Here is a 23290-nt window from a genome sequence, read left to right on the forward strand (position 1 = left end):
AACATCCAGAAAAGAGCAAAGACATGCCGAAGCCGCCCTTGCGCGACAAGGTTATGAAGAAGAAGGTCTGCACCTTCTGCAAAGAGAAGAACACGCAGATCAACTACAAGGACACGACGTTGCTTCGTAAGTACGTCAGCGATCGCGGAAAGATCCGTGCTCGCCGTGTCACCGGCAATTGCGTCCAGCACCAGCGCGACGTTGCCATTGCCGTCAAGAACTCACGTGAGGTAGCACTGCTGCCTTACGCCACCGTGGCTCGCTAAGGAAAGGGAGGAAAGAACATGAAGCTCATCCTCACCGCTGACGTGGACAACCTCGGTGCGCCTGGCGACACCGTGGAGGTCAAGGACGGCTACGGCCGTAACTACCTGCTCCCCCGCGGACTGGCAATCGTCGCCACCCGTGGCGCCGAGAAGCAGGTCGAGGGCATCCGTCGTGCACAGGAAGCGCGCGCTGTGCGCGGCCTGGATCACGCCAAGGAGCTCAAGGCAGCTATCGAGGGCCTCGAGTCCGTAACGCTGACGGTCAAGACCGCCGGTGGCTCGGGCAAGCTCTTCGGTTCGGTTACCGTCGCTGACGTCGCTGCTGCGATCAAGGCTGCCGGTGGACCGGTTGTCGACAAGCGCTCCATCGTGTTGCCGAAGGCTCACATCAAGAACACGGGCAAGCACGCCGTGGTCGTGAACCTGCACCCCGATGTGGTTGCCAAGTTCAACCTGAACGTCGTCGGCGCATAGTCGACTGTTCATCTCGTCGGGCCCCGCACACTTCGGTGTGTGGGGCTGATCAGTGACGAATCGGGCGAGGCAACACGCCCGACACGCCGACGCGCCGACTGTGGAAAAACTATTTTCATCAACAGGCCTGTGAAATTGGGGATAGCCATCTACCTGGTCTTTTGTAGTTACTAGGCAAAGTAGTCCCCAAATGCTCCACAGGCGGTGCACACCGTGGGGCGGGAGTTTCCACAAAGCATCCACAGGTTTATCCACAGTCCGGTTTGTATGCGGACCTACTAGTCCCTAACGTCATCTCGGCGTCTATCTACAGCCCGGCCGAATGCGGCTAGGGGATGTCGGTGGGGGCAGGTACAAATGATGAGGGCGCTGCGGTTTCTGGCAGTGTCGTCGAGTGTTTTACGGGAAGGTCTCGCTTGTGGCTGTTGTAGATGATCGAGGACCTTCCGACTTCTCGGGGCCGGACTACCCGGGCCCTCCCGAGGCCGAGCCCGACCAGGAGTTCGGACGCCAGCCACCTCAGGACATGACTGCCGAGCAGTCGGTGCTCGGCGGCATGCTGCTGAGCAAGGACGCCATCGCTGACGTCCTCGAGGTACTGCGTCCGGGTGACTTCTACCGGCCCGCCCACCAGTCCGTCTACGACGTGATCCTGGACCTCTACAGCCGTGGCGAGCCCGCCGACCCGGTGACGGTCTCCGCCGAACTCGACCGTCGAGGTGAGCTCCGCCGTATCGGCGGTGCTGCCTATCTGGTGACGCTGACCCAGACAGTGCCCACTGCCGCCAACGCCGCCTTCTATGCCGAGATCGTCGCCGAGAAGTCCGTGCTGCGGCGTCTGGTCGACGCCGGTACTCGCATCGTCCAGTACGGCTACGCCGGCACCGAGGGCCAGGACGTGGCCGAGGTTGTCGACCGCGCGCAGGCCGAGATCTTCGAGGTCACCGAGCGTCGAACCACCGAGGACTTCGTACCCCTCACCGAGCTCCTCCAGCCCACGATGGACGAGATCGACTCCATCGCCAGCCGCGGCGGAATTTCCCTCGGTGTGCCCACCGGATTCAAGGATCTCGACGAGATCACCAACGGCCTTCACGCTGGTCAGATGATTATCGTCGCGGCTAGACCTGGTGTGGGCAAATCGACCCTTGGAATGGATTTTTTGCGTTCCTGCTCCATCGCGCACGGCATGGCCAGCGTCATGTTCTCATTGGAAATGAGTAAAACCGAGATCGTCATGCGTCTGCTGTCCGCAGAGGCGAAGATCAAGCTCGGTGACATGCGCTCCGGAAAGATGACCGACGACGACTGGACCAAGCTCGCGCGTCGCATGAGTGAGATCAGTGAGGCGCCGCTATTCATCGACGACTCCCCCAACCTCACTATGATGGAAATTCGCGCAAAAGCGCGGCGGCTCAAGCAGAAACACGACATTCGCCTGATCGTCATCGACTACCTCCAGCTGATGAGCTCAGGCAAAAAGGTCGAGTCCCGTCAGCAGGAAGTCTCCGAATTCTCCCGTAGCCTAAAGCTTTTGGCGAAGGAGCTCGAAGTTCCGGTTGTCGCGATCTGTCAGCTCAACCGTGGTCCCGAACAGCGAACCGACAAGCGTCCCCAGGTCGCCGACCTTCGTGAGTCCGGATCGCTCGAGCAGGACGCCGACATGGTGATTCTGCTGTACCGCCCCGACGCGACCGAGCGAGACGATCCCCGTGGCGGTGAAGCCGACCTGATTCTGGGTAAGCACCGTAACGGCCCGACCGCGACAATCACTGTGGCGCACCAGCTTCACCTCTCGAAGTTCGTCGATATGGCGCGGGGATAGCTGCTGCCGCCATCGCCTGAAGGTGGGACGGATTTCAGATCTTGTGAGATCCCGCTACAAGTACCAATTCGATTCCACTAGTGCCGAATTCGGTTTGTCTACAGGTGGGGTAGTGCTGCGGTGAGGAAGACTGCGCCGAAGGCGATTCCGGCAATGCCGGTGAGGATCCCGACCACGCCGGCGGTGTTGTCGCCCAGATCGCGTCCGGGGGTGTCGGGTCGGCTCGCTGCCAGTGCGGTTCCGATGGCGGCGGCACCGAGGAGGATGCCGAGGCCGAACATCCAGAACGTCAGGATCGAGAGGGCGCCGAGCATCAGCGCCATGTCGCTGTATTCGTCGCTGTTGATCGGGCGGTGGTGATCCCACCAATCGGGCGAGGTGTGCGGGCGGGATTCGGTGTTGCCTGTGTTGTCGGATTGCTCGTGCGGGGGGAAGGTTGATGCAGTCATGACGGCTAAAGTGTTCTCGTGCTGATTCTTTCGTGTGGTGGATGGGCCGATCGGCCATACGGGTGCAGAGGGGATCGAACGGCGGTGGGGATCGAACGGGCGGTGGGGTGAGTCCCGAGCACGCATCGCGTGTCTTCGGAACGCACCCCACCGTGGGAACGCTCGTCCGGGCCAGCAGGATCAGGCTTCGACCTGCACCTGCTTTGTCGCTTCGATGGTTTCGGTACGTGAGGGCGGTCCGGAGGAGACCTCGATCCGCCGCGGTTTCGCCTTCTCCGCGATCGGCAACGTCACCGTCAATACACCGTTGTCGTACGAGGCGACGATCTGTTCGGCGTCGATGTCGTCGCTGATGGACAGTTGCCGTCTGTATGTTCCAGCGAAACGCTCACTCGCCAGCCAACTCACACCCTCTTCGGAGAGGGCCGTGCGATGCGCGGTCAACGTCAGGGTCGAGCCGTCGATGTGAACGTCCACCGAGCCTGGATCGACGCCGGGAAGATCGGCGTGCAGGACGTACTGGTCCTCGACCTTGTAGAGGTCCATCGGCATGAACCGTGGACTGCGTCCGTTGCCGGTTCCCGCGGCGAGGACGGACTTGGTGATCGCATCGATGTCGGTGAAAGGATCGAAACGAAGCACAGCAACACACCTCCCATGTCGTGAAACGAAAGGTCTCCGCCACTGTGGCGGTCGACCGAACTCACTGTGCGAGAACATGATAACCACACGAATTAGCACTCTGCAACTGAGAGTGCCAGATCTTTTCGAGGAGTGTCTCTGTCGCGAACAACGCAGCATCGGGGCAGGAACAACGACGGTTGCCAACCCCATGTGGTTGGGGCGAAACGGGAATTGCCGGTGTCGAGATGCTGTCAGCTGCCGGTCGAGTTCGTGCGGGCTTACGACTGCCGCTGCGCCCAGCAAGTTCGAGGTTCGCGTACAACGGCGATTGCTTCAAACCCGTATTCTTGCAATGCGTTTCGATTCTGAAACTGCCGCGTCTCGTGGATTTCGAGCAGACAGGTGCGTTCTTCCATGGTGAGCTTGCGCTGACAGCCCTAAACTGCAGAAACGGCGGCGGGGGCTGACTTTGATGCGTGGTCAGCCACCGCCCCGTTTTACCCGGAACCTGTCTTGATGAACGCGTATCGCCGATTTCGTGAGTGCTTCGCAGTTGTGTTCGGAGCGGTCTGGCTCTGCTCGGTTCTTCGGGGCACGAAGCAATGCAGAGGCTGTTTTCTCTCGCCCTCCTCAGACGGATACGAAAGGTCAGTTAATTCCGACGACTTCCTGGGCGATCGCTGCGAGTCTTGCCTGTGCAGCGGATACGACGCCGTGTCGGTTCTTGTGCGCTTCCTCGTACGCAACGATGTCTCGTACCTGTGCGGCGTCGGTCAGTTCCTTGACCGCGGAGACGGCCTGAGCGACGTTGAGTTCGTCGAAGTCTTCGATGGGAAGTTCAGCGGGGTCGAGTAACCCACTCGACTTGCGTACCGAACGGAAGACATCCGCGGCACCGTCAGCACCTTCTCGGCGAGTGACTTTCTCAGCCGTGGCGATGGCCGCATCTCTACTGGCCGACAGTGTTTTCACAGTCACGTCACCGGCATATGCGCCCCAGCTGATCAGCTCACCCAATACCGGCGGCGACGTGCGAACAGCGTCAATGGCACGGTCGAGACTGCGGGTGGACCAGGAGACCGGAACGTTGACCAGTCGAATGGCTGCTCCGGTGGCCGCTTGGAAGGGAGTGCGACGCAAAGCTGCCGGCCCGCCGAGTGCCTCCTCGGCAAGGACGGTGGTCAGCCAGTCCACAGTCGCGGAGTGTGCAGTGATGAGGCGGTCGGCCAACGCCGCGACGGTCTGATCGCCGCAGGCAGTGGCCAGGGCCTTGAGGTAGCGGGAGCGATCGAGGAGTTGATGTTCGAGCGCAAGGTCTCCCAGTACAGCTTCGTCGAAGGGCTGGGCCTGTTCGACCATCGCTTTCACGCCTGCTGTCGCTCGTCCGAGGAACGGACCGACCGATTCCGGAACGCCACCCAGATCGCGAATCGTGGACTCGATGGAACTGGCCCTTTCTCGACCGTTCTCTGCGTTTTCCGTGAGTTCGCGTCGAACCGCTTCGGTTCTGGCCTGAGCGACGCGTGTTTCGGCAACCTGGATCTCGGCATGTGTCAGACCGAGGATGATGCGCAGCTGGTTGATCAAGGCGGACGTGGTTTCGGAGTTGCTCATATCGGGGTCGTCCCTTCGTCGGTGCGTGCTTTACATGATGCTCAGCTTGTGCTCGACGAGTGCTCCGCGGACCGCGGATCCACCGCCGATACGCGGGCTACCCCGACCTACCTCCTAGTAACCACCGCAACTTCGCTGCGGATGTCGAACCGCATCGACGAGTAATTGGGGCAAGGGTGTCGGGGCCGATTTCATGGTGGGGCGGCCTGATTCGTCCGCGAGGATCTCGCAGTCCCTGTACCACCGCGCGTGTAGGTCGTTGGATACCGCGGACCAACATTCCGGATTCGCCGTGCGGCGGACGGGGTACCTCCAATGCGTCGTGACCCCGCAACTGATATGTCGACGAAACAGGCTGCCGAGCAACCCGTTCGAGTGTCAGCAGGTTGCCTGAAGCGACGACCGGTCGGTGTCGATGCAGAGAGTGGGATACCAGTGAACGTGGAAAGTTCCGGGCACGTTGATGCCGGCCAAGAGGGTACGACTGGATCCGAAACAAGTCCCGACACCGCTGACGGGGCGAAAGAACTCGCGGACGAGATGGACAAAAGATACGAGCCTGGATCAAGAGAGACGGTCACGGTGCCCGGGACCGGCGGCACAGTCGCCGGGACAGCTTTCGCCGACCACGTCACGGAGATGTCGGACGAGAAGGTCGAAAACCTCGACGAACAGTTCTCGGAATTCCAGGCTCGTGCTGACGACAAGCATCATGAGGACTGACGGTCCAACCGCCTTACCACCGGCGCGCGGCCCGACGGTTCTCACTCAAACTGCGGTTCGAGAGTGCACCGGGTTTCGCGTAGCGGCTGGCGCCATGCCCAGAGTTTTCGAGAGGAATGGGCGGCAGATCAGTTCTGGTCAGCTCGTGGTGGCTTCGCTTACGATGACGTCAATGAGGCTGTGCCGCGGCCCACTAGTGGCGCTCCATTGCATGCCGATAACTCATCTTCTGTCATTTTGACGCTTAAATGCTTGCACTGCAACGTAATTCGATCTATGGCATTGTGATCGCTGAATGCTGCGCCGCGATCAGAGTGAGGATGGGTGGCAGGCGGGTCTAGAGATCGGCGAGTAGATTATACAAACTGAGGAGCGGTTTCTGACCCGCCGCCGTGTCCGTCGGCTTTCCTTTTCACCCATGCGGACCGGCAGGCGAGTGTCGAATGCACAGGAATTCAGGCTGGATCTCTTAGCTTAGTTTGTCCCATCGTCAGTGACGAAACTCGTCCCCATCGGGGCTGTATCCAAAGGTGCGTGTCTCATCTTTTGGTGATTTGACCGAGGTCGCGGCGTTCTTGATCTCTTGACTGTCGTCAACGCCACACGAGAACGGGAGGTACGCCTTGTTAATCGCGCTCGTCCCATTGTTCTGGGTTGAATCCGTCTTGACCATTGCATTTGCGCAGGTGAAGATCTCAAGATCTGACGATGGTGGCAGCCCCTTCTTCCTCGTTTGTTATCGGAATGCATGTGTGGCAACGCGACTCCGTGGGCGCATGTCCCAGTACTGGCCTCGTGCGAATTAGGGTCGCTGAGCACCGGCGGTCAGGGAAGTGTCTGTGGTCGAAAATCGAAGACGGATCGGCTTGCAAGCGGTGCGATCAACTCGGTCAGTTTTCACGACTCTCCAATGAGGTCGCCTGCGAGGGAAGCTACGCCTCGCAGATAGGCGGCGAGGATAGATTCAGGGGATGTGTTCTCTTGGATGATCGTTCGGTGAAAGACCAGCGCATCCGTGAGGGTGATCAACTCGTCGACTCGTTCGTCGGAACTCGGCAGACCTGCTCTGTCGAAAAGTATCGCTGTCACTTCTCGGCTTATGGCGTGAACCTCGGACTGTGTTGTCAGCTTTCTTCGAAGCAGTGGTTCGTCACCGAGTTCGAGAACAAGGGCGTAGCGCGCCTTCATGTCGTCGCGGCGGTCCGAAAGTGTCTCGACAAGTGCGGTGATCACGCCTGCCAGATCAGAAATGCTCAGTTGGTGCTCACCTTGTGCCGTTGCATTGAGAAAGGCTGCAGCTTGTTTGGCGTCAGCTATCGCGCGTTCGGCAAGGGTGTTGACGATGAGTTCGATGAGCGCGAGTCGAGTTCTTGCATGGTGCGAGGTCGCGCCCTGGGGGATTCCGGCTTCTATATCGACCACTCGGTGAGTGAGCGCGCGAACTCCGTCACGGGCAATGACGCGAATGGCGCTGTTGGCGATCAGCTCTCGACGGTCATGGCTGCCAGCCGCTTGTGTAGACACGATTCGATGCTACAGGTGTAGCGTAGCAATCACGCTGCTGCTACAGGTGTAGCGAGAATGTCGTGCGTGATATTCGAATACGCGCTGGGTCTATTGCGCGACATGGGGAGATAGGTCGGACAAGGAGGCACCACATGATGATCGATTTCGTTCCAGACAAGACTGTGTACCCGTTCGAGTCGCGCTGGTTCGACTCGTCTGCCGGTCGAGTTCACTACATCGACGAGGGGACGGGTCCGCCGATTGTGTTCTGCCACGGCTCCCCTACATGGAGTTTCCTCTATCGGAAAGTCGTGGCGGGGCTGCGCGACCGGTACCGGTGCATTGCGGTGGACTACCTGGGTTTCGGGCTGTCCGAGCGGCCGCACAATTTCGGATACAGAATTTCACAGCACACGACGATTTTAGGTGAACTGATCGACCATCTTCAGTTGGACGGCTTTGTCTTGATGGGGCAGGACTGGGGTGGACCTATCGGGCTGGGCACGGCAACCGAGCGGGCAGATCGAGTCAGAGGGATCGTGCTGGGCAACACAGTGTTCTGGCCGATCGAGCCACTGGCCAATCAAGCATTCAGCGTGATCATGAGTAGTCGACCCATGCAACGCCGCATACTCGAGCAGAATCTCCTTGTGGAGCGTTTCTTGCTCGGGGAACTTGGCCGCACGTTAACCGAGGAGGAGGCTGACCATTATCGCAATGTGCAACCTACAGCGGAATCGCGGCGTGGGCTCGCGGTCATGCCCAAGGAAATCCGTGCCGCACGAGCACAGTTGGCCCAACTCGCCCAGGACGTGCCCGCGCTACTGGGGGACAAACCGGCTCTTGCAGTGTGGGGGATGCGGGATATGGTGTTCCGTCCGAAAGCGTGTATCCCGCGGATACGCGAGACGTTCACCGACCTTGACGTCGTCGAACTACCTCATGCACGGCATTTCATCCAGGAGCACGCGCCCGATGAAATCATCGCGGCCATCGCGAATCGATTTCCGTGATTGTCAGGTCCACCCCGGTTTGACATCGCGACGCCTGGGGAGGCCGTCCCATTCGACGAGCGGAGCGGATTGCCACCACCAATCGGGATCGGAGTGAACGCCGTCGATGGAGAATCGGCCGGTGATGGCCAGCAGTAACTCGGGCGGCCTGGCCAAAGTCAGATCGATCCAGGGAAAAACCCGCGAGACTGTTCTCGCACAAACATTTTCGGGAAGAATCAGCCCGACACCCAGGGCACGTGCTGCGTCGGTGCCGTGAACCAGTATTTCGGTGACAGCCATGCCAGCCCACCCTGGCGCGTCAGCTGATCCGCTGGGGTGGAACGCACGCTCCTCCGCGAGGTCGCGGAGCAGAGCGGCGAGTACATGTGCGGACGAAAGGACGTTGTCGAGATGCTCGGATGCAGGGGCATCACGACCGTCGCGCAGGACCGGTAGTTTGGCGTCGGCCCGTCTCGCTACCTGGCCGCTGTAGAAGAGCAGCGCGTCGCTGATGTGCTCGATCGTGTGCGTCGCAGTCCATTGAGTCGGTTCTGCCGTGTTCGACCACCGCGGTGAGTGGTCCGGTATCGCGGTGAGCGCGTGCAGCGCTTTTGCGGCCGACACCACGTCGTCGGGTGTCGGTTCGGCCGATGCGGTCATGGTGTCCGGATCTGTGGTCGTGTCGGGTTAGGGGCAGCGTAGCGCGTCGACGAGCTTTTCGTCATCCGGGCCCGACTGGTGCGATTCGCATGGGTGCCACGGCTCTGCCTCCCTGAAGTAGCCGAGAACCGTTGTCCGCCTTCATCTGATACCCAACTCGGGCCTTCGATGACGACGAATAGCTGCCACAGTCGTGTGGATGCCTACCTATCAAGGTATTTGGCCATGCACCACGCGACATGAGTTCTGAGCTCTCCATCGTCCGTCGACCGTGGGTCCGGGAATGGAGGTACTACGTTATGTGCATGCGCAAGGTGTCACCGAGGAGCAGATCACGGTGATGCTGTTCGACGCTCCCTGCCGCTAATTCGAGAACCGACTGGATACCGCATGGTCCTCGAGGGCGGTGGCGCGATTGTCAGTCTCGCGGCTCCTTCCGATGCGTTCCTCGTCCCGACGTCAATGATCGTCGGGATGCACCCGAAACGATCGAGCGCGATGACAAGCCGCGAGGCGATCCGGAAGAGCTCACCGTCACCGCACGACGCATCGAGGACGAAGTATCGGCGGCATGCGGGTCGGCCAACGCAACGGCAGCGATCATGCGCGAAGAACTGGCCGACGGTAGCGCTCAGCGGGTTCGGACAGCGTCAGGCGCTGACAGGATCCAGGAGGCCGGCAAGCCGTCCGGCAATCAGTGCTTCGGACTCTGCGACAATACGTTCCACCAATTCACCCACTGTGGGGATGTCGTGAATCAGTCCTTGCACAGTCCCCGCCGTCCAGATGCCAGCCTCCGGGTCGCCGCTGTCGAACACCGCTCTGCCCCGCGCACCGGCAACAAGATGTCGAACGTCTTCGAAATTGCCGCCACTGGAGAGAATTTCGATAACTTCTAGGCTGATGCTGTTGCGTGCTACGCGAGCGGTATTGCGCAGTGACCTGAAAATCAGTTCCGTGTCGACCTCCGAGGCAGCGACTATCGCCTGCTTGATGTTGTGGTGAATCGGGGACTCCTCGGTACACATGAACCGAGTGCCCATGTTGATGCCGTCGGCGCCGAGCGCGAGGGCCGCCACTAATCCTCGCCCATCGGCAAATCCACCGGACGCGATCATGGGAATGCTGATCCGCTCTGCTGCTGCAGCGATGAGGACGAGACCCGGTACGTCGTCTTCCCCTGGATGCCCGGCACATTCGAACCCGTCGATGCTGATGCCGTCGACGCCGAGGGCTTGGGCTTTGACCGCGTGGCGGACGCTGGTGCACTTGTGGAGAACCTTGATGCCGGCGGCGTGAAAGTGCGGCAGATGGGGTGCGGGAGATGATCCGGCTGTCTCGACAACTTTGACTCCGCAGTCGATGATCACGTTGCGATACTCATCGTAGGGCGGAGGTGTGATCGTCGGGAGGATGGTGAGGTTGACCCCGAAAGGTTGATCGGTGAGCTCGCGCGTTCGGGATATTTCTCGGGCAAGATCGTCAGGTGTCGGCTGTGTCAGAGCAGTGAGCATGCCGAGCGCGCCGGCGTTTGCAACTGCCGCTACGAGTTCTGCTCTCCCCACCCACTGCATGCCGCCCTGGACGATGGGGTGACGAACTCCGAACGTCTCGGTAAATGCGGTTGTCAGCACTGGACATCTCCTCGATGATGCATGGATATCGGTTTGTCAGTTACGTTGTTGCCAAGTGGTTTTCGGCCAGAGTGACGCATTCAGCCCATCGACGACGCCCACTCGTTCAAGGCCGGGACCTGCGAGGGACCAGTTCGTGCCATCGGAGGTTCGGCGCGATAGGGCATGGCAGGCGTCAAATATTGTTCGCCATGTTCGTTGGTGCCGGGGATGAAGGAACGGTTCGCAACCACGTCGTCGGCGCAGATCACCTGGTCGTAGTCACGCACAAGTGCGGCAACCACTCCGGCCGCAGTGAGATGCTCTACCGCTTCCGCGGCGCTACGGTGGCACAGCTGCTTCTCGATCGTGGCGACGAGGTCAACACGGTTTTCCACGCGCAGCGCGTTGGTGGTGAACCTCGGGTCGTCGGCCAACTCCGGCAGGTCGATTGCCTTGCACAGTTCGATCCAGGCTCGCGGTTGGTAGCCGCTGATCACCAGCTCGCCATCGACGGCACGAAAGACGTCTGCGGCAGGTGCGACGCTTGGTTGTCCGTTCCCTTTGCGGCTCATAGCCTTTCCAGACACTTGCCACTCGATCCAGTTGGCGGTCTGCAAGTGGATCGCAACGTCGAGCAGGGAAACTCGGACGGAGGAGCCCTTGCCGGTGCGATCGCGCCGCAGTAGCGCTGCCAGTACCGCTTGGGCGACGACGTAGCTCGTTGCATGATCTATGACCGGTGCGCCCACACGCTGTGGCGGGCCATCCGCCTCACCCGTCACCGACATCAGTCCGCTCTCTGCTTGCGCAGCGATGTCGAGCCCGGCGCGGGTGGCGGACGGGCCCTCCGCCCCGTACCCGCTCACCGATACGCTGATGATTTCCGGTCGCAGACGTTGGAGTTCGGCAGAGGAGAATCCCAGTCGATCAAGCGTTCCCGGGCGCAGATTGTGCAGCAGGATGTCGCTCGACGCGATCAGATCCCGAGCCCGCTGCAGATCGGCGGAGTCTTTGAGGTCGAGGCAGATTGAACGCTTTCCACGGTTGTACCCGTAGAAGATGCCGCGCGCGTAATCGGCGTCGATTTGTCGGGCCGGTTCACCGCCAGGGGGCTCGAGCTTGATGACCTCGGCGCCGAGATCGGACAACTGCTGCCCGGCGCTGGGTATTGCGATCAGTTGACCGATCTCCACTACTCGGACACCTGCCAACGGCAGGTCTACTTCGTCGGTCATCGAATGATCTCCACATGAGGCGAAGTGACATCCTCAGCGGGCTCCAGGCAGCGCGCCAACAGGATGCCTTCGGTGTGGTTGCAGGGGTTCAATCGATTTCTGTCACCTTCTGCTCCCCCGATTCGGATTGTCACGGTTCCATCGTCATTGCGCTCGAAGTGTGCGTCGTTGAGGTTGACGGTGTGGTCGCGGTACTCGAAGGACTCGAACCAGTGGTTGTACAGCATCACTCCGAAGTAGGTGCAGTCCGGGAGAGTGAATGTAATATCCACGGCAGTAGCGTCTTTCAGTGACCACCAGCCGGCAATGTATTGGTTGGAGCTGGTGCCGTAGAAGTCTCCCCACCCTCGTTGCTCCGAGGTCACGCGAATCTCGTTGGGAGACTGACTGAGTGTTTCGATGAGCTGAAGACTGCGTCGAAGGCTCACGTCCATGCCACGAGCAAGTTTCGTGAGGCGCTGGGCCAGCCACGCCGTGTCGAGATCGGGGCGTGCACCAGGCGGCGGACCGAGGCGCTCGATGTGGAGAACGGGATCGATCTCCGCGTTACGCGTCTTGTGATACACACGCACTACTACGTCGAAGCAGCGCTCATCCAGCCGAATGCCGCTGCGCCCCTCCAGCTCTTGTGCGACGAAGATCTCGAAGTTGCCATCCGCGTCACACACCTTGTCGTCGATGACGATGTTGTCGGCGACCCGATCGGTCCCAGACGCGCCGACGCGATTGGCGAGGACGGCGACGTACGGCACTGTGCCACGGTTACCGTGAATACGGTATGTCTCGTTGGGGTCGATCATCGCAGTCCAGTAGTCGACGTCGATGCCGTCTCCCCAGAACTTTCGCATCGGTGACATCAGAGTGAAGAGTTCAGGTCGGAGCACGTCTTGGCGTTCGATATTCATCTCGGCGAGGTATCCGAACAGGCGAAGTGCGTGCCGTACGCCTTCGGCGCTGTCCAGCGGCGATCCTGTGGCGGCAGCTGTCGAACCGAATGTCGCAAGGCTGTCGGTGACTGCGGACCAAGCCTCGGTGAGCTGCCGGCGATCGTGCTGGGACTCGGATTGTGTTGACTGGTCAGCGAGTTGTGTCATCGTTTCTTCTCTTTCGTAATAGACGAACTGGATTGTGTATGGGGCGTTGGTCAGCAGAGGGGGTCGAAAGGGACGTCTGCGTCGGACTTGCCCGAGGTCTGGTTGTTCACCCATGCGACGTTCTGGGTCCATCGGTGGGCTGAAATCTCGACCGGCCAGAGGGTCTTCTGCGAAGCCCACACCTGGTTGGCTTTGTCAGCAGGAACATTCATTCGCTCGGTGAGAAGTTGAGCTCCTGCTTGCTCGTTCGCGGGATCGGCTATCCACCCTGCTGCGGCCTCGAGCGCCGCACAAACGGGGGCAGCAGCATCGGATTCAGCGAATGTGGCTGTCGTGACGAGCACTGTGCCCAGGCCGTATGAACTCACGCCGTCAGAGGCCACCGGGTCTACTTCTGTAATCGCCGTCATCGGTATTCCTTGAGCATCGAATACGGCCTGGCTGGCAGCGGTGAGAACGGCGGCATCTATGTCGCCCTTTCGTGCGAGTGGTATCTGACTCGCGGTGGGTGCCGCTGCGATGAATTGCACCGTGGAGGCGTCGATGTTTCTCTCTCCGAGAAGCTGATTGACGAATTGCTCTGCCGCGCCGCCACGTGACGGTATGGCGATCCGCTTGCCGGGCAAATCCTCGATGGTGGTGATGCCGCTGTCTTTCGTCACGGCGATGGCAAGATCGATCGACCCGTACGGGGACAGTGGCCGCAGACTCTGCCCTTGCTCTATGGCCGGCACGACGGTTCCGGGTGCACCGACCGCGAGATCGGTTGTACCGCCGATGAGACCGCTGATGAGTTCGGGCCCGTTCTTTCCGTCGATGAGCTCGACGTGGAGGCCTTCCTTGTCGAACATTCCTTGTTGGACGGCGACGTAGACAGGTAGGGACAAAGCACTCGCAGGGTAGACCCCGATGGCGACGCTACCGTCGTTCGGACGCCCTCCCCCTCCACACGCGGAAAGCAGTAGGGACGCTGCAATGACTGTGCCGACAAAAGGTCGAAGTTTCATGGGATTCCTGTTCCTTGATGGCTGGGCGCATCAGAAATCAAGCTGAGTTGGCTGGGCACATCAGTAATCAAGCTGAGTTGGCTGGGCACATCAGTGGTCGAGCTGACCACGCAGCCGGTTGAAGATTTCGATGTATCGAGGTTCGGCGGTGAGGGTTTCGAGTTCGCGGGGGCGCTCGATGTCAATGCTGACGTCGTCGATCACCTGGCCGGCCCCGAGCAGCAGAACGCGGTCGGAGAGACAGATGGCTTCGCCGAGGTCGTGGGTTACGAAGATGACCGTCCGGCCTACCTGGGATTGCCAAAGCTCGAGGAATTCTCGCTGTACTTCGACTCGGGTCTGCGCATCGAGGGCGGCAAACGGTTCGTCCATCAACAAGATGTCCGGATCCAGAGCCCACGTTCGGGCCAACGCGACACGCTGGCGCATCCCTTGGGAGAGTTGCCAAGTCCACAGCCGTGACGCCTCGGACATTTGAACGGCCGCAAGCCAGCGCGCGGATTGAGTTCGTCTCTCCGCCTTGGGTACTCCCCTCAATTCGAGACCGTACTCCACGTTCTTCTGCGCTGTTCGCCACGGGAACAGCGCATCTCGGGCCATCATGAAGCCCATCCGAGAACGAGCGTCGAATGGCGTTGTGCCGAGGACCTCGGTCTTCCCTTCTGTTGCGTCCACCAATCCAGCGAGCGCGTTGAGCAGAGTGGTCTTTCCGCAACCGCTCCTGCCGACCAGGCTGACGAACTGTCCGCGAGGGATTGTGAGGTCGAGATTATCGACCACAGTTTTCGCCGACCCGTCGGGCGAGGGGAAGGATATCGTCAGTCCGTCGAGTTGCACTGCGGGTGTAATCACATTGGTATCCATGATGATTCCTGTCATCGTCGAGCCGGCGGCTGCCACCGAAGGAGGTAACGCTCAGCGAAGTTCATGGCCTGGTTGAGGACGACTGCGACGATTGCGAGAAGTATGAGGATCGCGTAGACCGCTTCCATCCGGAACTGGGCCGAGTAGATCGACACAAGCTGGCCCAGCCCGTCCCGTGACGAGATCAGTTCAGAACCCACGACGCCAAGCAGTGAATAGATCAGCCCCAACCGAAGACCGGCAAAAATGCCAGGTGTCGCGACGGGGAGGAGAATGTGCCAGAACACCTGTGTCTTACTGGCATTCAGGACAGTGGAAAGTCGGAGCCATTCGTCGTCCACTGACTTCACACCGGCTCGTGCACTCGAGCAGACGATGAAGAATACGAGTGTGAACGCGAGAGCGACCTTCGCCGTCATCGTGATCCCGAAGATGACGATAAGCAGAGGTGCCAGCGCAAGACGTGGCATGGCATTCGCCGCATCCAGAAACGGACTCATGATGCGTTCGAGGGTCGGAAGCAGTCCGAGGGAGAGCCCTACCGCCACCCCGACTGCGCTTGCGAGGATCCACGCGATCACGACGGCAGTCATCGTGGCACGCAAGTTCGTCGAAATCTCCCCCGACTGCACTGCTGCGGTGAAGTAGTTCCAGGCTTCGCCTGGCGTTTTGGCCAGAACTGGCTCGATCCAACCTTGCGATGCGACGAGCTGCCACGCTCCGAGTAGGACCAAAAGCAGTGCGGCCTGGGCCAGTCGTACCCCGATGGTGCGTCGTGTACCGGATCGACGCTGTCGAGCGGGCTTCGGCTCAGAGCGTGCCCGCCTCGCGGAACGGGGTGACGTAGCGCCGGATGGCGAACTAGCGGTGATGGTTTCGGTCATTTCGGCGCCTTCTCCGTAGTGCTCACAGGCGGCGATAGGTGCTCGACAAAAGCAGACGGGTGCGTCTGGTCGAAGCTCCCCGGGTTGTTGCTCACTGCGTTCATATGTGAAGCAGATCACGGGATTCTTCTTCCCGTCTACGCCACATTCGAGAGGTATGCCATAGGGTTTACCTATGGCTGACGGGCGCAGAATCGGGCGCGCACGCGGACTTCCATGAGAAGGGAATCCCAATGGACCGGTGTCATCTGGAATACTTTCTCGCCCTTGCTGATCGGGGCAGCATTTCCGCTGCTGCTCGCGGACTGGGGGTCAGCCAGCCGACAATCTCGGAGGCTCTGGCCAGAATGGAGAAAGAGTGCGGCCTGACGCTCGTCCGCCGTGGCTCGCGGGGAGTCACCCTGACCGACGCTGGACGCGATCTCACAGGTCCGGCGGCCCAAGTGCTTCGGGCATACCGGGATTTGGATCACGCTTTGCATCCATTGAACGTCGTGCAGCGGGGTCGGCTGACGGTCGTATGTCCGCGAACATTGGCGCGTGATCCGGCGGCCACGGCCCTCGGTGCGTTCAAAAGCAAGTTTCCCAATGTTGCGGTGACGATGCTCAGCAACGACACCGACGGAATCGGAACGGTGGTCGCCTCGGGTCAGGCTGATATCGGCCTCGGGGTGGACGAGGTGTTCGACGAGGGTGTTGAACGTATCCTTCTCGGCCGGCAACAAATCGTTGCGCTGGTGCCCGCCGCACGAAGTGAAGGCGAGGGGGTAGCGGCGTTGACGGATCTGTTGCGAATCGGATTGATCACCAGCCCGCGTGACGATGTCACTCGGCGACTGTTGGCGGAACGCCTGGGCGAAGGCACTGTGGACGGGGCGGTGGTTGCGGAGACTATCTCTGTGGCCTCGATGATCCCACTTGTACGCGCGGGAGTCGGCGTCGCCTTCCTTCCCGAATCTGTCGCCGATACAGTCGGAGAAGGTGTGGTGCTGTGTCGTACTCGGCCCCCGCTCACTCGTGATATCTGGATGTTCCACGGTTCGACGCCATCGCCTGCGGCACAAGCGTTTATCGAGACGACCAGCCGATTACGTGACGAAGGTGGAATGGGGAACGCCCGATGAGCAACTTCGGAGAGTCCGCGCCCCCGCGAATCGATCCGCGGCAGCTACAAGACTTCCTCGCGGTCGTCGAACACGGCAGTATCACGGCAGCAGCGGCAAACCAGTTCACAGGAACATCGAGCGTCTCTCAATCAATTGCGCGACTCGAAAGACGCGTCGGAGGACGACTTTTCAATCGGGGCCGGGCCGGCGCGACGCTGACTGCGCGCGGACGGAATCTCATCGATCCAGCACGCGAAGCGCTGGCCGCGCTCGACCGATTAGTGGTCGAGCGCGAGTTCTTACTGTCAGCAGTCCCCCACCTCAGTGTTGCCACGACAGCGAGCCTTGCGGACGATCCCACAGCGGTGCTGCTCGGAGCGCTGCGCTCGGAGGTGCCGAACCTGAGAATCACCATCTCGGTTCCGCCGGGGTCATCTGTGGCCGATGCGATTCACCCGGTCATGGCCGGCACCGCTGACGTGGCAATAATGGAGTCGCCGCCCACCGGCGTTCCCGGGACTCGAATGGTGCGCCTTCCGGACCACAAGTTGCGCCTTGTCTGCCCGCCCGGCACCCCGCCACCGGTGGGCGGGGTATTCATCGGCGAGGACCTCATGCGCATCGGCTTGGTCGTCGCACCGCGGTTCGAAACTTCCGATGTCTATCGCCATCTGCGTTCGATCGAACCGCGAATCGACCACGCCTTCGTGATGAGGTCACAGCATCGCGATGCCTTCGCGGATTTCGCATACGAAGGGATCGGTGCTGTCATCCTCGAACTCTCCAGTGCCGAGCGAGCATCCGAACGCGGCTGCACTGTGGGCGAGATACTCGAACTGCCGCCACGGAAGATCGCAGCCGTGGCAAAGGACGGCCAGAACACGCAGGTCGTCGAACATTTCCTACGGCTGTGTGCCGAGCAATCCGCGCGGAAGCCGTAGGCCGAGGCGATCTCGACTTCGCGCCCTGGGTGTTTGCGTCGGCCGGTCATTCGCCGAGAACGATGATTTTTGTCTACAGACACAACACTTCTGGGATAGTCCATTTCCTCGAACAAAGCCGACGGGTCACCCTGCCGTGAATATGTAATACACGTCACTCCGGATCAACTTCGAAAGGTTGACTTTCATGCAAAAGTCTCTGAAACATTTCGTGAATGCTGCAGCGGCGGTTGCGTTGTGCGCGACGCTAGGACTCACGGGCGCAACCGGAACAGCGGCTGCCGATACGCCCGGCATCCCGAGCGTCGGGCACGACTGGGCGAGTGCAGGGCCGTACACGCCGAATGTCTCGATCGGGTTGGTACACACTCTGTACTACCCGCGCCAGCTCGGCGCGCGCGGCGAGAAGCACCCTGTTGTGATCTGGGGGAACGGGACCGGTGTGCTCCCAGGTGCGTACACCTCCTTGTTGCGCCACTACGCCAGCCACGGATTCATCGTGGTCGCCGCCAATACACCGGCAAGCAACTTCGCCATCACTATGCGGTCGGGAATCGACCTCATCGCGGACAAGGCGGCCAGCCCGTCGAGTGTCTTCTACGGCAAAGTCGACCTGGAACACATTGGTGCGGTGGGGCACTCGCAGGGCGGGTCTGCGGCGATCAATGCGGCGATCGACGACCGCGTCGACACTGCCGTCGCGATCCAGCCTGGCCCGCTCAATGATGTCGATCTCATCGACGAGCCGGTTCTCTATCTGGCCGGCCAGGCCGACGCAATCGTTTGGCCGGCGATCGTGCGGGCGATGTACGAGGACGCCGACCACGTGCCTGCCGAGTATCTGGAACTGCGCGGCGCCACGCACTTCGGTACGGCGATCAACGGCGGCGATATGCGCGGGCCGAGCACGGCGTGGCTGCGGTACTGGCTACTCGACGATCCGAACGCTCGCACCGAGTTCTTCGGAGCGAGCTGTGGATACTGCATTGACACCCAGCAGTTCTCCGACTTCGACCGCAACGATCTGGCCATGCAGATCCCGGGGTGACGGTCAGATCCGGAGTTGTCGAAGACGAACAGCCTTCCAATCAGGTCGGCGGAGTCGCAAAGCTCAGATGACGACGTAGCCATACATCCGTTCGCCCTGAGCCACAGCTCTGGTCGCTAGGTCGGCGAAGGCGGTCAGGAACGGCACTGCGTCCTCCGACGGTTCACTGGTCTCGTCGATCGCCCAGGCCGCCGCAGTGGCGGCGACACCTTCAGCGTTCAATTCCGCTAGTGCATCGCGTAATTCGTCGGTAACCGTGAGCACGAGGGTGTCGCCGTCGTCGCTCATTGCGACGAGTTTCCCGCAGCGTGGACCTTTGGCGACCTCGTCGTAGGGGCGAGCGGTGAGGGCTGCTTCCAGTCGGCCGAGCGCGACAACCGGATCGACGCCTTTCGCTTGCAGAACTGGAGTCCCATCCGCAGCCAACTGAACCCGCGGGCGAGAGGCATCGTTCGCCTCGATCACCGCTGGTTCCAAGTCGACGAGACCCTCGAGGGCGGAGGTGGCGTGCTCATCCGTGCGTGCGGTGAAGTAGTCGGTGATCGCAGACATGGCGCGATCATCCCACACACGATGCATCCCCACGGCCCGGAGTCCTTCCGCGACTTGGCTGATCGCCGTCAGGCGGAACAGGTGTGTGCTTCCTCGATCGCTTTCGCGAAAGCGCGGAGTCGTGGGCTTTCGAGATCGGTACGCCACACGAGGCCCAAAGCAGATTCGGGTAATCCGTTGATCGGTACGAATGTGATGTCCGAGCGCTGGCTGTATGCAGCGGTTGCCGCGCACAGGATGAGGCCGACCTGACTGAATGCGACCTGCGACAGGCCTTCCTGAACGGTGCTCGCCCCGCCCTGCGTGGGAATCGTGGCTCCGCCCGGCGTCGTGCTCGGGGAATTCACACGCTGCCAATAGTCGGGGGCGGGGCCGGTGATGGGTACGAGACAGATCTGCGCCAACTGCTCGGGGTCGATCACGCCCAGTTCACTGAACGGGTGATGGACTGAGACGGCCAGGGTCTGGGGCTGTCGAGAAAAGACGAGCCCGGTCGTCAGCTCGGGCTCATCTACGGGGAGAAGTGCCACTGCCGCATCGATTCGCCCGGCGAGTACATCACTGAACGGATCACCCAGGGGTAATTCTTTGATGGTCACGCAAGTTTGCGGATGTTGTATCTCGAAACGAGAGACAGCAGCCGCGATCGAATCGTAAATTGCTCCTTGGAAACCCACCCGAAGCGGCGTCGGCATGTTGCGTGCTCTTGACTGAGCGTCCTCGATTACTCCGACAAGCGCACGATGCGCGGGAGCCAACGACGCAAGAAACTCGGCACCGAATTCAGTCAGGTGTACGCGGCGACTGGTGCGCGCTACCAGGCTGGTGCCGATACGGCGCTCCAACCCGCTGATCAGCTGACTGACTCGGCCCTGGGAGATGAACAGTCGTTCGCCGGTGCGACCGAAGTGCAGTTCTTCAGCGAGAACGAGGAAACACTCGATCTCACGCATCGGAGGCTCCGACATTTTCACTCCGACCTTCGACTCATTCGACCACTCCATCATGGCTCATCGATGAATTGAGCTAATGGTTGGATGAGCGATTCGCCGTTGATCCTTGGGCGTGCGGGAGCTTCTCTGGTTACATGCCACATTCCGCGCCCGGGCAGAACAGCCCCGCGCCCACGTCCTCAACCCACGCACACACCATCGAGAACCACTGGGCTGCGGTCGCCCTGATCGCAGCGTCCACCTTCATCGTTGTCGCGGCAGAGATGATGCCGGTCGGGCTACTCACACCGATCGGTGCTGACCTGGTGGAAAGCGAAGGGACCATCGGGCTCTCACTGGCCATTACCGGGTTGGTGGCAGCGGCCACTGCCCCGTTCGTGCCCATCGTGACCCGGCGCTTCGATCGTCGGTCGACGCTTATCGTCCTGATGTTTGTAGTCGCAGCGGCGAACGCCCTCACGGCTCTCGCACCAAGCTTCGCTGTCCTCGCTGGTGCTCGCGTCCTACTCGGTGTGAGCATGGGCGGAGTCTGGGCACTCGCCGCTAGCTTGGCACCCAAATTGGTGGGTTCCAGATCCGTCGGGTTGGCGACCACGATCATCTTCAGCGGAATCGCGGTTGCCTCAGTTCTCGGTGTCCCTGCGGGGACGTATATCGGAGCAGCGGCCGGGTGGAGCGTGGCATTCTGGACTCTCAGCTGCGCCGCGACGCTGATCGCGCTCGCCATGTTCGCTGTCCTACCCGTGATGCCAGCTGATCAAGCTTTGTCGCTCGGCAGTCTCGTGGTGGCTTTTCGGAACCCGGGAGTCCGGGTCGGAATCGCGATTACCGCGCTTATCGTCACCGCTCATTTCGCGGCGTACACCTATGTGCGTCCGGGGCTGGAGTTCTTCGCAGGATTGCACCCTGCGCAGATCGGCACGATGCTCTTGATCTACGGGGCTCTGGGCGTTGTCGGCAACTTCATAGCCGGGCCATCTGCCACCAAGTCACCGAAGACTGTGGTCGTCATCCTCAGCGCGGGAGTAGCGATCACCCTTGCCCTGTTCCCGATCTCGGCTACTACCTTGATCACAGCTGCTCTGCTCATGGCGGCTTGGGGCCTCTTCTACGGTGGTGTATCGGTGAGTACTCAAACATGGATCGCACAAGCAGCCCCCGTTCACCGAGAGGCCGCTGCGGCTCTGTGGGTTGCAGTCTTCAATGCAAGCATCGCCCTCGGCGCGTTCGCGGGTGGACGCATTCATGACCACTCCGGTTCCGAAACGGTCTTCTGGATAGCCGCGGGAATCGCCACTCTCGCAATGCTGCTCGCCACATTCCGCAATCCCGTCGTGGCAAAGCACGAACTGACAACCTAGCCGCCTACACGAAACCTTCATAGAGGCAGGACAACAGATATGCGCCAGACACCCGTTTCGACATTCATGGATGTGACCGAGATGCTCGAACGCTACCGGGACAAATCGCTGTCTCCGGTGGAGGTGCTCGAGTCCACCATCGAACGTATCGAGGCGCTCAACCCGACCTTGAATGCATTGGGACACACTTTCTTCGATACTGCACGGGTACAAGCGAAGTCAGCGGAACGCCACTACGCCCGCGGTTCGGATGTCAGCCTTCCGCTCGCCGGTGTTCCGGTTGTGGTGAAAGAGGATGAACCGGTGCAAGGCCAACCGTGGACTCAAGGGTCCAAGGTCTATGAGGACTTGATCGCCACCCACACTTCGACTTTCGTGCAGCGGATCGTCGACGCCGGTGCCATTGTCCACGCGCGATCGACGGCCCCGGAATTCTCCTCGGCCGCGTTCACACAGTCCGAGTTGTGGGGCGTCACTCGCAATCCGTGGAACACGAAATACTCCTCCGGCGGGTCTTCCGGTGGATCGGCAGTCGCACTTGCCACCGGTATGACGCACTTGGCTACCGGTTCCGATGTTGCAGGATCGATCCGAACTCCGTCGTCTCTCAACGGAATTGTCGGGTTCAAGCCACCGCACGGCCGTGTCCCCGTCGATCCGCCCTTCAATCTCGATCGCTACTGCCACTGCGGTCCGATGGCTCGCACCGTAAGTGATTGCCTCACACTGCAGTCGGTCATCGCGGGACCGACTTCCACTGACATTGCCTCGCATGTGCCGGCATCGCCGCTGCCCGGCCTCGCAACGCATTCGTTGACAGGAATGCGTATCGCCGTGATCCCGGCGTTGGGTGACTGGCCGGTTGATCCGGACGTTGCCGCCAACACCGCCAAGTTGGTGGACACCCTCACTGCGCTGGGCGCACGCACGGAGATCATCGAAGTCGACCTGTCACGCGCTGCAATCATGCGTGCGGCCGCCATTCACTACGATCACGTGTTCGGTGCATCGATCTCCGCCGAAGCGTCCGCGCACCCCGACAAGGTCACGGAGTACGCGAAGGAATTCGCGCGATGGGCACGCCGCACCCGTGGTGACGCGACTTTCCTCGACGGACTCGCGATCGAAGCCGAACTGTATTCCTCGATCGGATCCCTGTTCGACACCTATGACGCGTTGATCACTCCGGCAGTGGTGACCGATGGCTTTCTTGCCGGCGTCGACTACGTCGGGCACGGAATCAATGTGGCTGGAACAGAATTGGGATTCTATCTCGAGGCCGTACCGGCCATCACCTTCAACATCCTGAGCAACTGCCCGGTGCTGACAATCCCCACCGGTTTCGCTCGGAACGGAATCCCTACCGGTACACAGATAGTTACGCGGCCGTACGACGACCACACGGCCTTTGCCATAGGGCTCGCCCTCGAGGAGGTTCTGCCCTATCCCGGCAATCACCCGGACTGCCAGGCCTTCTCGTGAGAATCTCGGGC

At 60.8% G+C, this 23290-nt stretch carries 24 protein-coding genes; 11 read left to right on the forward strand and 13 right to left on the reverse strand.

Translation table 11 applies throughout. The features are described from left to right. Positions 1–23 precede the first annotated feature (23 nt). From rpsR to dnaB, 3 genes are all read left to right on the forward strand, one after another. Positions 24–266: a 30S ribosomal protein S18 gene (gene rpsR, locus AC1DWA_RS17005; protein WP_003941245.1), complete on the forward strand. Its 243-nt coding sequence runs from the start codon at positions 24–26 to the stop codon at positions 264–266. Positions 267–284: 18 nt separating this feature from the next. Continuing rightward, positions 285–740, forward strand: coding sequence for a 50S ribosomal protein L9 (rplI, locus tag AC1DWA_RS17010; RefSeq protein WP_007735531.1), 456 nt, complete (start codon positions 285–287; stop codon positions 738–740). A gap of 418 nt (positions 741–1158) precedes the next feature. After that, positions 1159–2565, forward strand: coding sequence for a replicative DNA helicase (dnaB, locus tag AC1DWA_RS17015; protein WP_477846558.1), 1407 nt, complete (start codon positions 1159–1161; stop codon positions 2563–2565). Between the two features lie 98 nt (positions 2566–2663). Here dnaB and AC1DWA_RS17020 read toward each other — a convergent pair whose 3' ends face one another. From AC1DWA_RS17020 to AC1DWA_RS17030, 3 genes are all read right to left on the reverse strand, one after another. Then, positions 2664–3014, reverse strand: a complete 351-nt coding sequence (locus AC1DWA_RS17020) for a hypothetical protein (RefSeq protein ID WP_477846559.1) — start codon at positions 3012–3014, stop codon at positions 2664–2666. Between the two features lie 180 nt (positions 3015–3194). After that, on the reverse strand, positions 3195–3656 hold the full coding sequence (locus tag AC1DWA_RS17025) for an Hsp20/alpha crystallin family protein (RefSeq protein WP_029256700.1): 462 nt from the start codon (positions 3654–3656) through the stop codon (positions 3195–3197). Positions 3657–4286: 630 nt separating this feature from the next. Next, a complete protein-coding gene (locus AC1DWA_RS17030) occupies positions 4287–5252 on the reverse strand; it encodes a DUF8129 domain-containing protein (protein WP_477846560.1) in 966 nt (321 codons plus the stop codon). A gap of 21 nt (positions 5253–5273) precedes the next feature. Between AC1DWA_RS17030 and AC1DWA_RS17035 the strand changes: the two genes are divergently transcribed. Together AC1DWA_RS17035 and AC1DWA_RS17040 are read left to right on the forward strand one after the other, a co-directional pair. After that, positions 5274–5417 carry a hypothetical protein gene (locus AC1DWA_RS17035; RefSeq protein ID WP_477916844.1) on the forward strand — a complete coding sequence of 48 codons (144 nt, stop codon included), beginning with the start codon at positions 5274–5276 and terminating at the stop codon, positions 5415–5417. Between the two features lie 270 nt (positions 5418–5687). Further along, positions 5688–5975: a hypothetical protein gene (locus AC1DWA_RS17040; protein WP_264613634.1), complete on the forward strand. Its 288-nt coding sequence runs from the start codon at positions 5688–5690 to the stop codon at positions 5973–5975. Positions 5976–6872: 897 nt separating this feature from the next. Here AC1DWA_RS17040 and AC1DWA_RS17045 read toward each other — a convergent pair. Further along, complete coding sequence (locus AC1DWA_RS17045) at positions 6873–7499, reverse strand: TetR/AcrR family transcriptional regulator (RefSeq protein ID WP_182261884.1); 627 nt, start codon at positions 7497–7499, stop codon at positions 6873–6875. Positions 7500–7633: 134 nt separating this feature from the next. Between AC1DWA_RS17045 and AC1DWA_RS17050 the strand changes: the two genes are divergently transcribed. After that, the gene (locus AC1DWA_RS17050) at positions 7634–8494 is read left to right on the forward strand and encodes a haloalkane dehalogenase (protein ID WP_182261883.1); all 861 of its coding nucleotides are present in this window, start codon (positions 7634–7636) and stop codon (positions 8492–8494) included. A gap of 3 nt (positions 8495–8497) precedes the next feature. Here the strand turns inward: AC1DWA_RS17050 and AC1DWA_RS17055 are convergent, their stop codons facing one another. The 7 genes from AC1DWA_RS17055 to AC1DWA_RS17085 form a co-directional block, all read right to left on the reverse strand. Beyond that, on the reverse strand, positions 8498–9136 hold the full coding sequence (locus AC1DWA_RS17055) for a maleylpyruvate isomerase mycothiol-dependent enzyme family protein (RefSeq protein WP_308371589.1): 639 nt from the start codon (positions 9134–9136) through the stop codon (positions 8498–8500). A gap of 650 nt (positions 9137–9786) precedes the next feature. Further along, positions 9787–10770, reverse strand: a complete 984-nt coding sequence (locus tag AC1DWA_RS17060) for an NAD(P)H-dependent flavin oxidoreductase (protein ID WP_477846561.1) — start codon at positions 10768–10770, stop codon at positions 9787–9789. 80 nt (positions 10771–10850) lie between these two features. Next, positions 10851–11987 (reverse strand): CaiB/BaiF CoA transferase family protein, encoded by a 1137-nt coding sequence (locus AC1DWA_RS17065; RefSeq protein WP_069145301.1) that lies wholly within the window; start codon positions 11985–11987, stop codon positions 10851–10853. Further along, the gene (locus tag AC1DWA_RS17070) at positions 11984–13081 is read right to left on the reverse strand and encodes a hypothetical protein (protein ID WP_019746017.1); all 1098 of its coding nucleotides are present in this window, start codon (positions 13079–13081) and stop codon (positions 11984–11986) included. Before AC1DWA_RS17070 ends, AC1DWA_RS17065 begins: the two co-directional genes overlap by 4 nt. Before the next feature lie 50 nt (positions 13082–13131). Next, entirely contained in the window at positions 13132–14088 is a 957-nt protein-coding gene (locus AC1DWA_RS17075) for an ABC transporter substrate-binding protein (protein WP_197941004.1), read from the reverse strand. A 90-nt stretch (positions 14089–14178) separates the two neighbouring features. Next, entirely contained in the window at positions 14179–14952 is a 774-nt protein-coding gene (locus AC1DWA_RS17080; protein WP_317830191.1) for an ABC transporter ATP-binding protein, read from the reverse strand. A gap of 11 nt (positions 14953–14963) precedes the next feature. Further along, positions 14964–15836 (reverse strand): ABC transporter permease, encoded by an 873-nt coding sequence (locus AC1DWA_RS17085; protein WP_020909703.1) that lies wholly within the window; start codon positions 15834–15836, stop codon positions 14964–14966. A 233-nt stretch (positions 15837–16069) separates the two neighbouring features. Between AC1DWA_RS17085 and AC1DWA_RS17090 the strand changes: the two genes are divergently transcribed. The 3 genes from AC1DWA_RS17090 to AC1DWA_RS17100 all read left to right on the forward strand — a co-directional run bounded on the left by AC1DWA_RS17090 (position 16070) and on the right by AC1DWA_RS17100 (position 18931). Further along, positions 16070–16960 carry a LysR family transcriptional regulator gene (locus tag AC1DWA_RS17090; protein ID WP_477846562.1) on the forward strand — a complete coding sequence of 297 codons (891 nt, stop codon included), beginning with the start codon at positions 16070–16072 and terminating at the stop codon, positions 16958–16960. Continuing rightward, complete coding sequence (locus AC1DWA_RS17095; RefSeq protein ID WP_317830193.1) at positions 16957–17883, forward strand: LysR family transcriptional regulator; 927 nt, start codon at positions 16957–16959, stop codon at positions 17881–17883. The genes AC1DWA_RS17090 and AC1DWA_RS17095 overlap by 4 nt, the downstream gene beginning before the upstream one ends. A gap of 187 nt (positions 17884–18070) precedes the next feature. Then, a complete protein-coding gene (locus AC1DWA_RS17100) occupies positions 18071–18931 on the forward strand; it encodes an alpha/beta hydrolase family protein (RefSeq protein WP_477846563.1) in 861 nt (286 codons plus the stop codon). Positions 18932–18994: 63 nt separating this feature from the next. Here AC1DWA_RS17100 and AC1DWA_RS17105 read toward each other — a convergent pair whose 3' ends face one another. Both AC1DWA_RS17105 and AC1DWA_RS17110 read right to left on the reverse strand, forming a co-directional pair. Continuing rightward, positions 18995–19483 (reverse strand): hypothetical protein, encoded by a 489-nt coding sequence (locus AC1DWA_RS17105; protein ID WP_092765670.1) that lies wholly within the window; start codon positions 19481–19483, stop codon positions 18995–18997. A gap of 68 nt (positions 19484–19551) precedes the next feature. Then, on the reverse strand, positions 19552–20451 hold the full coding sequence (locus AC1DWA_RS17110) for a LysR family transcriptional regulator (protein WP_477916846.1): 900 nt from the start codon (positions 20449–20451) through the stop codon (positions 19552–19554). Between the two features lie 119 nt (positions 20452–20570). Here AC1DWA_RS17110 and AC1DWA_RS17115 point away from each other — a divergent pair, with 119 nt between their 5' ends. Both AC1DWA_RS17115 and AC1DWA_RS17120 read left to right on the forward strand, forming a co-directional pair. Further along, on the forward strand, positions 20571–21797 hold the full coding sequence (locus AC1DWA_RS17115; protein ID WP_021333249.1) for an MFS transporter: 1227 nt from the start codon (positions 20571–20573) through the stop codon (positions 21795–21797). Between the two features lie 39 nt (positions 21798–21836). Then, a complete protein-coding gene (locus tag AC1DWA_RS17120) occupies positions 21837–23279 on the forward strand; it encodes an amidase (protein ID WP_477846565.1) in 1443 nt (480 codons plus the stop codon). Positions 23280–23290 lie beyond the last annotated feature (11 nt).

It is taken from the genome of Rhodococcus sp. P4_F3_2, assembly GCF_056401335.1.

Coding starts and splice junctions, on each gene's coding strand:
- AC1DWA_RS17030 (WP_477846560.1), bottom strand. CDS start 5,252: ATGAGCAACTCCGAAACCACGTCCGCCTTGATCAACCAGCTGCGCATC.
- AC1DWA_RS17105 (WP_092765670.1), bottom strand. CDS start 19,483: ATGTCTGCGATCACCGACTACTTCACCGCACGCACGGATGAGCACGCC.
- AC1DWA_RS17065 (WP_069145301.1), bottom strand. CDS start 11,987: ATGACCGACGAAGTAGACCTGCCGTTGGCAGGTGTCCGAGTAGTGGAG.
- AC1DWA_RS17095 (WP_317830193.1), top strand. CDS start 16,957: ATGAGCAACTTCGGAGAGTCCGCGCCCCCGCGAATCGATCCGCGGCAG.
- rplI (WP_007735531.1), top strand. CDS start 285: ATGAAGCTCATCCTCACCGCTGACGTGGACAACCTCGGTGCGCCTGGC.
- AC1DWA_RS17115 (WP_021333249.1), top strand. CDS start 20,571: ATGCCACATTCCGCGCCCGGGCAGAACAGCCCCGCGCCCACGTCCTCA.
- AC1DWA_RS17085 (WP_020909703.1), bottom strand. CDS start 15,836: ATGACCGAAACCATCACCGCTAGTTCGCCATCCGGCGCTACGTCACCC.
- AC1DWA_RS17080 (WP_317830191.1), bottom strand. CDS start 14,952: ATGGATACCAATGTGATTACACCCGCAGTGCAACTCGACGGACTGACG.
- AC1DWA_RS17100 (WP_477846563.1), top strand. CDS start 18,071: ATGCAAAAGTCTCTGAAACATTTCGTGAATGCTGCAGCGGCGGTTGCG.
- AC1DWA_RS17075 (WP_197941004.1), bottom strand. CDS start 14,088: ATGAAACTTCGACCTTTTGTCGGCACAGTCATTGCAGCGTCCCTACTG.
- AC1DWA_RS17050 (WP_182261883.1), top strand. CDS start 7,634: ATGATGATCGATTTCGTTCCAGACAAGACTGTGTACCCGTTCGAGTCG.
- AC1DWA_RS17110 (WP_477916846.1), bottom strand. CDS start 20,451: ATGTCGGAGCCTCCGATGCGTGAGATCGAGTGTTTCCTCGTTCTCGCT.
- AC1DWA_RS17120 (WP_477846565.1), top strand. CDS start 21,837: ATGCGCCAGACACCCGTTTCGACATTCATGGATGTGACCGAGATGCTC.
- AC1DWA_RS17055 (WP_308371589.1), bottom strand. CDS start 9,136: ATGACCGCATCGGCCGAACCGACACCCGACGACGTGGTGTCGGCCGCA.
- AC1DWA_RS17090 (WP_477846562.1), top strand. CDS start 16,070: ATGGACCGGTGTCATCTGGAATACTTTCTCGCCCTTGCTGATCGGGGC.
- AC1DWA_RS17020 (WP_477846559.1), bottom strand. CDS start 3,014: ATGACTGCATCAACCTTCCCCCCGCACGAGCAATCCGACAACACAGGC.
- AC1DWA_RS17070 (WP_019746017.1), bottom strand. CDS start 13,081: ATGACACAACTCGCTGACCAGTCAACACAATCCGAGTCCCAGCACGAT.
- rpsR (WP_003941245.1), top strand. CDS start 24: ATGCCGAAGCCGCCCTTGCGCGACAAGGTTATGAAGAAGAAGGTCTGC.